Origin of the sequence: Nocardioides sp., assembly GCF_004803405.1 — a bacterium.
GTDB classification, from domain to species: domain Bacteria; phylum Actinomycetota; class Actinomycetes; order Propionibacteriales; family Nocardioidaceae; genus Nocardioides; species Nocardioides vastitatis.
Window position 1 is genome coordinate 1 of record NZ_SSXI01000186.1, and the last position, 7,723, is coordinate 7,723.

8 protein-coding genes are annotated in these 7,723 nt (G+C 71.1%); 2 read left to right on the forward strand and 6 right to left on the reverse strand.

The features are described from left to right. The 6 genes from smc to E7Z54_RS13050 all read right to left on the reverse strand — a co-directional run. A partial coding sequence (gene smc / locus E7Z54_RS13025; RefSeq protein WP_136434347.1) for a chromosome segregation protein SMC occupies positions 1 to 2,470 on the reverse strand: 2,470 nt, incomplete at its 3' end. Between the two features lie 261 nt (positions 2,471 to 2,731). Beyond that, the gene (locus E7Z54_RS13030; RefSeq protein WP_136434349.1) at positions 2,732 to 2,929 is read right to left on the reverse strand and encodes a hypothetical protein; all 198 of its coding nucleotides are present in this window, start codon (positions 2,927 to 2,929) and stop codon (positions 2,732 to 2,734) included. 78 nt (positions 2,930 to 3,007) lie between these two features. Then, positions 3,008 to 3,943 carry a bifunctional DNA-formamidopyrimidine glycosylase/DNA-(apurinic or apyrimidinic site) lyase gene (gene mutM, locus E7Z54_RS13035; RefSeq protein WP_136434351.1) on the reverse strand — a complete coding sequence of 312 codons (936 nt, stop codon included), beginning with the start codon at positions 3,941 to 3,943 and terminating at the stop codon, positions 3,008 to 3,010. A gap of 7 nt (positions 3,944 to 3,950) precedes the next feature. Next, positions 3,951 to 4,673: a ribonuclease III gene (rnc, locus tag E7Z54_RS13040; protein WP_431188806.1), complete on the reverse strand. Its 723-nt coding sequence runs from the start codon at positions 4,671 to 4,673 to the stop codon at positions 3,951 to 3,953. A gap of 97 nt (positions 4,674 to 4,770) precedes the next feature. Continuing rightward, positions 4,771 to 4,956: a 50S ribosomal protein L32 gene (gene rpmF, locus E7Z54_RS13045; RefSeq protein WP_136434353.1), complete on the reverse strand. Its 186-nt coding sequence runs from the start codon at positions 4,954 to 4,956 to the stop codon at positions 4,771 to 4,773. 24 nt (positions 4,957 to 4,980) lie between these two features. After that, the gene (locus tag E7Z54_RS13050; protein ID WP_346763545.1) at positions 4,981 to 5,613 is read right to left on the reverse strand and encodes a YceD family protein; all 633 of its coding nucleotides are present in this window, start codon (positions 5,611 to 5,613) and stop codon (positions 4,981 to 4,983) included. A 236-nt stretch (positions 5,614 to 5,849) separates the two neighbouring features. On the opposite strand from E7Z54_RS13050, the gene E7Z54_RS13055 reads away from it, so the two are divergent. Together E7Z54_RS13055 and E7Z54_RS13060 are read left to right on the forward strand one after the other, a co-directional pair. Beyond that, positions 5,850 to 6,881, forward strand: a complete 1,032-nt coding sequence (locus E7Z54_RS13055) for a glycosyltransferase family 2 protein (RefSeq protein ID WP_136434355.1) — start codon at positions 5,850 to 5,852, stop codon at positions 6,879 to 6,881. A gap of 53 nt (positions 6,882 to 6,934) precedes the next feature. After that, positions 6,935 to 7,723: lysylphosphatidylglycerol synthase domain-containing protein (locus tag E7Z54_RS13060; RefSeq protein WP_168798312.1), on the forward strand; the 789-nt coding region annotated here is incomplete at its 3' end.

A 7,723-nucleotide genomic window follows, 5' to 3' on the forward strand; every position in this document is an offset into this window, starting at 1 on the left:
CGGCCGCTCTGCGGATCTGGTCGACCCGGCCGTGGAGGGCGCGCCCGCGCTCCTCGGAGGTGCGCAGCGCGAGCCGGGCCTCCATCTCCGCCTGACGAGCAGCGCGGGTGACCTCGACCAGCCGTTCCTGCTCGGTGGTGTCGGGCTCCTCCTCGGTGTCCTCCTCGGCGCTGGCAAGCCGCTGCTCGAGCTCCGCAAGCCCGACCAGGGCCTGCTCGCGCGACGTGGCCGCCTGGCTGATGGCCTCGGCGAGCCGGTCGGCCTCGGCACGAGCGGCGCGGGCAAGCGAGCCGTGCTGACCGAGCTCCTCGGCGACGGCGGCCAGCGTGGCATCGGACTCGTGAAGCTTGGCGAGGGTGACGTCGACTCGCTGCTGGGCCACGGCCCGCTCGTTCTCGAGCCGAGCCAGGTCGAACGAGAGCCGCTCCCAGGACGCGGTGGCTTCGGCGAGGGCAGCCGTCGCCTCATCGACTGCTGCCTGGATCTCGATCAGGCTCTCGGTGTGACTCGAGCCGCCGGAGGCGAAGTGGGCGCCGAGGAGGTCCCCGTCCCGCGTCACCGCGACGACGTCCGGGAGGTCGGCCACGAGGCGACGCGCCGCCTCGAGGTCGTCGACCACGGCCACCTTCCGCAGCAGGCGGTTGAGAGCGGGCCGCACCGATGCCGGACAGTCCACGACCGCGACGGCGTACGACGTCCCGGCGGGGAGCCCCGGCCATCGGTCGGTCTGCTCGGCCTCCCCTCCTCCGAGCAGCAGGCCCGCACGCCCGAGGTCGTCGGCCTTGAGGTGATCGATCGCCGCGACCGCGGCGTCGGCATCGGTCACGGCGATGGCGTCGGCGGCCGAGCCGAGCGCGGTGGCGACGGCTGCCTCGTAGCCGGAGCGGACCGAGACCAGCGCGGCGACCGAGCCGAGCAGGCCGGACAGCCGGTCGGTGGCCGCCAGGAGCGCGCCGACGCCGTCCTTGCGGGACAGGCCGAGCTCGAGCGCCTCCTTGCGGGCGGCGAGGCCCGCCTTGTCGCGGTCGGCCTGTTGGGCCTCCTCGCGCACCTTGCCGAGGCGGCCTTCGATGTCCTCCAGCGCGGCTGCGGCGGCTTCGTGCTCGGCGTCGAGACCCTCCTCGCCGGCGTCGAGGCCGGCGACCTTGGTCTCCAGGAGGGTGAAGTCCCGTTGGGCCCGCTCGGCGCGGGCCAGGGCGTCGGCGCGAGCGGTCTCGAGCCGGCCGATCTCCTCCTCCGCACTGGTGGCACGGGACTTCAGCGTGTTGACCTGGCCGTGCAGCCGGGCGAGGCCCTCGCGACGGTCGGCAGCGGCCCGCAGCAGCCCCGCGACCCGGCGCTCCTCGGCTGCGGCCGCGTCCTCGGCGTCCTTGCGGGCCTGGACGGCGTGCTCGAGTGCGGTCTGCTGCTCGGCGACCAGCGCCGCGATCTCGCTCTCCTGGGCGGCGAGCCGCTCCGCCTCCGCCTCGAGCTCGTCAGGGTCCCTGGAGTCACTGGCCTGCTCGCCGTCCGAGTCCATCACGCCGGCGGCGTTGCGGACCCGCTCGGCGGCCAGGCTCTGCGTGCCGCGGAAGCGCTCCCGCAGGGCGTTGAGGGAGGCCAGGGTCTCCTGGGCGGCGGAGAGGGCAGGGAGGTCCTCGCGCAGCGCGGCCTCCAGCGCGGCCTCCTTCTCGCGGGCCTGTGCGACGGCGGACTCCACCTGCTGGCGCCGGGCGAGCAGCACGCTCTCGTCGGCGAGCTCCTGCTCGAGGGCCTGGCGGGCCGTGGCGAGGTCGTCGGCCAGCAGTCGGGCCTTCGCGTCGCGGACGTCGGCCTGGACCGTGGCCGCCCGGCGGGCGACCTCGGCCTGGCGACCGAGCGGCTTGAGCTGGCGGCGGATCTCGCTGAGGAGGTCGTTGAGCCGGGTCAGGTTGCCCTCGGTCGAGTCCAGCTTCCGCAGCGCCTTCTCCTTGCGCTTGCGGTGCTTGAGAACGCCCGCCGCCTCCTCGATGAACCCGCGCCGGTCCTCGGGGGTCGCGTGGAGGATCGTGTCGAGTTGGCCCTGTCCGACGATGACGTGCATCTCCCGACCGATGCCGGAGTCGCTGAGCAGCTCCTGTACGTCGAGCAGTCGGCACGGGGTGCCGTTGATGGCGTACTCGGAGCCGCCGGTGCGGAACATCGTCCGGCTGATCGTGACCTCGGCGTACTCGATCGGCAGCGCTCCGTCGGAGTTGTCGATCGTGAGCACGACCTCAGCGCGGCCCAGCGGTGGCCGGCCGGAGGTGCCGGCGAAGATGACGTCCTCCATCTTGCCGCCGCGCAGCGACTTGGCCCCTTGCTCGCCCATGACCCAGGCGAGAGCATCCACCACGTTGGACTTGCCGGAGCCGTTCGGCCCGACGATGCAGGTGATACCCGGCTCCAGCTGCAGGGTGGTTGCGGAGGCGAAGGACTTGAACCCCTTGAGGGTCAGGCTCTTCAGGTACACCCAGGCTCCCTTTGTTCGTTCCTCGCACACTGTTTCGGTGTGCCGGACGCAGTCGGCCGATCCTGTCAGTTCCACTCGGGGGTCGACAGGGGCGGGCCGTCGCGGGGGAAGCTCGGCGTGGTCAGGCTACCGCGCGACGGGGTCGGATCCCGGGACCAGGGTGCAGGGCGCCACCGATTTCCGCCGGCAGCGCGGCGGAAGGCTCGCCGGCGAGCTTGCTCGCCTCCGCTGGCCGAACGCGCGCTCGGCCGATCAGCAGCCTCAGGCCGGCTGCATCTCCTGCGGGGAGTCCGTCAGGATCTCCGCCGCACGGGCGGTCATCAACTTGTCGTTCTCCTCCGAGAGACGCAGGACGAGGGACTCAAGCTCGGCGACCCGGTTGCGCAGTCGCGCGTTCTCGACGGCAAGCCGCGGGTCGCGGAGGTCGCTGTTCAGGTGACCGATCAGCGCCTTGGCCATGGAGTGAGCCTTCCGGTTCGAGGGGACGTGCCCCGATAGATGGGCCGTCTCCAAGAGTCCCACTTCCGAGCGTGTGGGTCAAACCACGCGGCGCCTTCTGGGGGCAGGCTGGCATCGGGGGCAGAAGTACGACGAGCGGTTCATGAACGCGACCCGCCGGATCGCCGTACCGCAGCGGTCACAGGGGGCGTCCTCGCGCCCGTAGGCGTGCAGCGCTCGGTCGAAGTACCCCGACTCGCCGTTGACGTTGACGTAGAGCGAGTCGAAGGAGGTGCCGCCCTGGTCCAGCGCCTCGACCATCACCTCGCGCACATGACGGAGGAGCTCGATCGCCTGCGCCCGGGTCAGTCGGTCGGCGGGACGCTCGCCGTGCAGTCCTGAGCGCCACAGCGCCTCGTCGGCGTAGATGTTGCCGATCCCTGAGATCAGCCCCTGGTCGAGGAGCAGCCGCTTCACCCCCGCGGTACGACGACGCAACCGCGCGACGAACTCGGTGTCGTCGAACAGTGGGTCGAGCGGGTCCCGTGCGATGTGCGCGATCTCGGGCGGCAGATCGGCGCCGCCGGCCGAGACCGAGAGGCCGCCGAACATCCGCTGGTCGACGAATCGGAGCTCCCACGCACGGTCGAGCCCGATCCGGACCCGCAGGTGTCGCTCGGCCGGCGCATGAGGAGGTTGGACCAGCAGCTGCCCACTCATGCCGAGATGGACAAGGAGCGCGTCGCCGGCCGGCAGCGTGTCGGGAGGCGTCGCCCGGGCAGCTTGCTGCCCGCTGTCGCCGCCGGAGACGCGCTCGGCATCGTCGGAGTTGTCGAGGGGGAGCCAGAGATACTTCCCGCGGCGGCGGGTGCCGACCACCTTGCGGCCGGTCAGGGCCGCCGCGAAGCTGGTCGCGCCACCCGGATGGCGGCGCACCGGCCGGTCGTGAAGGACCGCGACCGAGGTGATGGTGGCACCGGTGACGTGGCGTTCGAGTCCGGCACGGACGACCTCGACCTCGGGGAGCTCGGGCACGAGGAGGTCAGTCGTCGGAACGGCCGACAGGGTGGCCGGAGGCGTCCCCGGCGACCTGCTCGGCGTCGTGCGAGGTCGCTGGCCTGTGCAGCAGCGCCCTGCCGTCGAGGCTCAGGCCGAGCGCCGAGGCGATCTCGCCGTAGGCCGTCTCCGCGGCACCCTGCTCGGCCTCCTTCTTGGAGCGGCCGGTGCCGTTGCCGTACAGCTTGTCGCCGACCCGGACCTGCGCGGTGAAGGTCTTCATGTGGTCGGGGCCGTCGTCCTCCAAGACGTACTCGGGGACGCCCAGGGACTGCTCGGCCGCGAGCTCCTGCAACGAGGTCTTCCAGTCGAGTCCGGCGCCCATGGCGGAGGCCGCCTCGATCAACGGGTCGAACAGGCGGTGCACGACGTCGGCCGAGACCTCGATGCCACCGCTGAGATGGACCGCGCCGATCACCGCCTCGACGGTGTCGGACAGGATCGACGCCTTGTCACGACCGCCGGTCGCCTCCTCGCCCCTGCCCAGCTTGATGTGGGCGCCGAGACCGATGTCGCGGGCGACACCCGCGAGGGCCCGGGCGTTGACGACGGCGGCGCGCAGCTTGGCGAGCCGGCCCTCGGAGAGGTCGGGATGCTTCAGGTAGAGCGTCTCGGTGACCACCACGCCCAACACGGAGTCACCGAGGAACTCCAGCCGCTCGTTGGTCGGCAGGCCACCGTTCTCGTAGGCGTAGGAGCGGTGCGTCATAGCGCGCTCGAGGAGCTCGGGGTCCAGTTCCGGGTCCCCGAGCGCCCGGCGCAGTTCGTCGTACGCGCTGATGCCGCTCGCCTTTACGAGGAGGCTGTCAGAGCACCTGGCGGCGGTCCGAGCGCGCGCCGTACTGGCCGCAGGTGCCGCACGCACGGTGCGGGAGGTGCTTGGCACCGCACGCCGGGTTGGCGCAGGTCACCAGCTGCGGGGCGACTGCCTTCCACTGCGACCGACGGTGCCGCGTGTTGCTGCGCGACATCTTCCGCTTCGGAACAGCCACTGTCTTCTCCTTGCTCGTTAACGCTCAGGCCTCTGGGTCCTGGGTATCTTCGGTCAGCTTCGTCAAAGCCTGCCAGCGCGGGTCGATCTCCGCCTCGTGGTGATGGTCCGGATCGTCCTTCAGCCGCGCGCCGCACTCGACGCACAACCCCGGACAGTCGTCCTCACACAGCGGCTGGAACGGCAGTGCAAGCACGACCGCGTCCCGCAGCAGCGGCTCCAGGTCGAGCAGGTCGTCCCGGAGCATGCTGACCTCGTCGTCCTCTTCTGCTCCCTCGGTGTCACGGATGTCGTCGTAGACGAACAGCTCCTGGAACGTCACCTCGATCTTCTCGCGGATCTGCTCCAGGCACCGTGCGCACTCACCCTCCAGCCCGGCCGAGGCCGAACCGGTGACGAGCACGCCTTCCATGACCGCCTCCAGGCGCAGGTCGAGCTCGACCGGCGCGCCCTCGGGGACGGAGAGGACTTCGATGCCCAGATCTGCCGGGGCCGGCACTGTCAGCGACACCTGACGCTGGGACCCCGGGCGGCGGCCGAGCTCGCGTGTATCGAGCACGAGCGGCGCTCTCGGGTCCAGGTCGATCAGGTGAATCACTTTCCAGGTCCGGGCACAACAGATCGGATCAATCGTAGTGGCGCGGATCAGGACCGGCAAAACGCGGTGGCCGGCGGCCGCCGGCCCCGCTCCCTCGACGGCGCCTTCCGAGCGGGACGAGCCTGCGCATCAGCGTGGCCCGCGAGGACGGCCGACCCGGCGGCGCCACCGTCGACATCGGCGAGGATCGCGCCACCGCGTGACGGCCGCTGACGACGCGCCTGCGGTCGGCGTGAGTCGTCCGCGGCCAGCGGACGCCTAGAATCGCTCCGCCGCTCCCCGATCCGAAGGTACTCATGAAGCTCGTCGTCCAGATCCCCTGCCTCAACGAGGAAGAGACCCTTCCCCTGGTCCTCGAGTCGATCCCGCGCGAGATCCCGGGGATCGACGAGATCGTCGTCCTCGTCATCGACGACGGGTGCAGCGACCGCACCGTGGAGATCGCCCGCCAGCACGGCGTCACGGAGTTCGTCCACCACGCCCGCAACCAGGGACTGGGGCGCTCCTTCCACGATGGCGTCGTGCGCGCTCTGGAGCTGGGCGCCGACATCGTGGTCAACACCGACGGCGACAACCAGTACCCGCAGGACCAGATCACCAACCTCGTCCAGCCGATCGTGCACGGCAAGGCGGACATCGTGATCGCCGACCGCCAGGTGCACCTGGTCGAGCACTTCTCGTGGGCGAAGAAGAAGCTGCAGAAGCTCGGCAGCCGCGTCGTCAACCGGGCTGCCGGGACCGAGCTCCCCGACGCCGCCAGCGGGTTCCGGGCGTACTCCCGCGAGAGCCTGATGGTGTTGAACACGATCACCCGGTTCAGCTACTGCATGGAGACGATCATCCAGGCGGGCAACAAGCGGCTCCGGATCGAGAGCATCCCGGTCACGACCAACGCCAAGACCCGCGAGTCCCGGCTCTTCAAGTCGACGCCCGAGCACGTGGTGAAGTCCGGCGCCGCGATCGTCCGGTCGTCCCTGATGTACAAGCCGTACGCCGTGTTCGCGTGGCTGACCGCCATCTTCGGCCTTCTCGGGCTGATCCCGTTCGTCCGCTACTTCGTGCTGTGGCTGGGCGACCGCGAAGGCGGTCACGTGCAGTCGCTGCTGCTGGGCTCGCTGCTGCTGATCATCGCGTTCATGAGCTTGATGCTGGGCGTCATCTCCGACCTGATCCGGACCAACCGGATCCTGATCGAGATCAACCTCGAGCACACCAAGAAGGCCAGGTTCGGCAAGTCCGGCACGGAGATGATGCGCGACCAGACCTCGGTGCCGCAGTTCGACGCCCCGATGGCTGCCGCGAAGGCCTCCGGAACGGCACGGCCCTGAGCATCCGCAGGCCCTCTGCCACGGCGCTGCGGCGGCTGCTCGCCGTCGCCGTGGTGGTCGGCGGCTCCTACCTGGTCTGGCGGCACACCGAGGACCTCGGCGAGGCGGTCAGCCAGCTCACCCTGTGGCGGGTGCTGGTCTCCGGTGTCCTCGGAGTCGTGGGCACCTACCTGATCGGCCGGATCTGGTCCTCGCTCCTGGCGGGCATGGGCGTCCGACCCCACGCACTGGACGCCGATGCCGTCTTCTTCGTCAGCCAGCTCGGCAAGTACATCCCCGGCTCTGTGTGGCCGGTCGTCGCGCAGATGCAGTTCGGACTGCGGTGGGGCGCCCCGCGCCGGGTGATGCTCGCCGCCAACCTGCTCCTGCTCGCCGTCGTCACCGCGACCGGCATCATCGTCGGCGGCCTCCTCCTCCCGTGGTCCAGCTCCGACGGCCTCGAGCGCTACTGGTGGCTCCTGCTGCTTCTGGTTCCGCTGGCGGTCTCCCTGCATCCCCGGCTCGTGCCGGCCGTGCTCGACTGGCTCCTCATCCGGATCGGTCGAGAGCCGCTCCACGTCCGGCTCTCCGGCCGCGGCCTCGGCGCGGCGGTGATGTGGGCGCTGGCGGCCTGGGTGGTCCTCGGCCTGCACCTCCTCGTCCTCATGACGGCGTACGACGCCGTCGGCCCCGCCGATCTCGTCGTCGCCATCGGTGGCATGGGCCTGGCCTGGGCAGCCGGGCTCGCGTTCATCCCGGCGCCGGCCGGGGCCGGCGTCCGGGAGGCCGTGCTCGTGCTGACGCTCGCCCCGCTGGTGGGCACCACGCCAGCCGTCGGCGTCGCCCTCGCCTCCCGCGTGCTG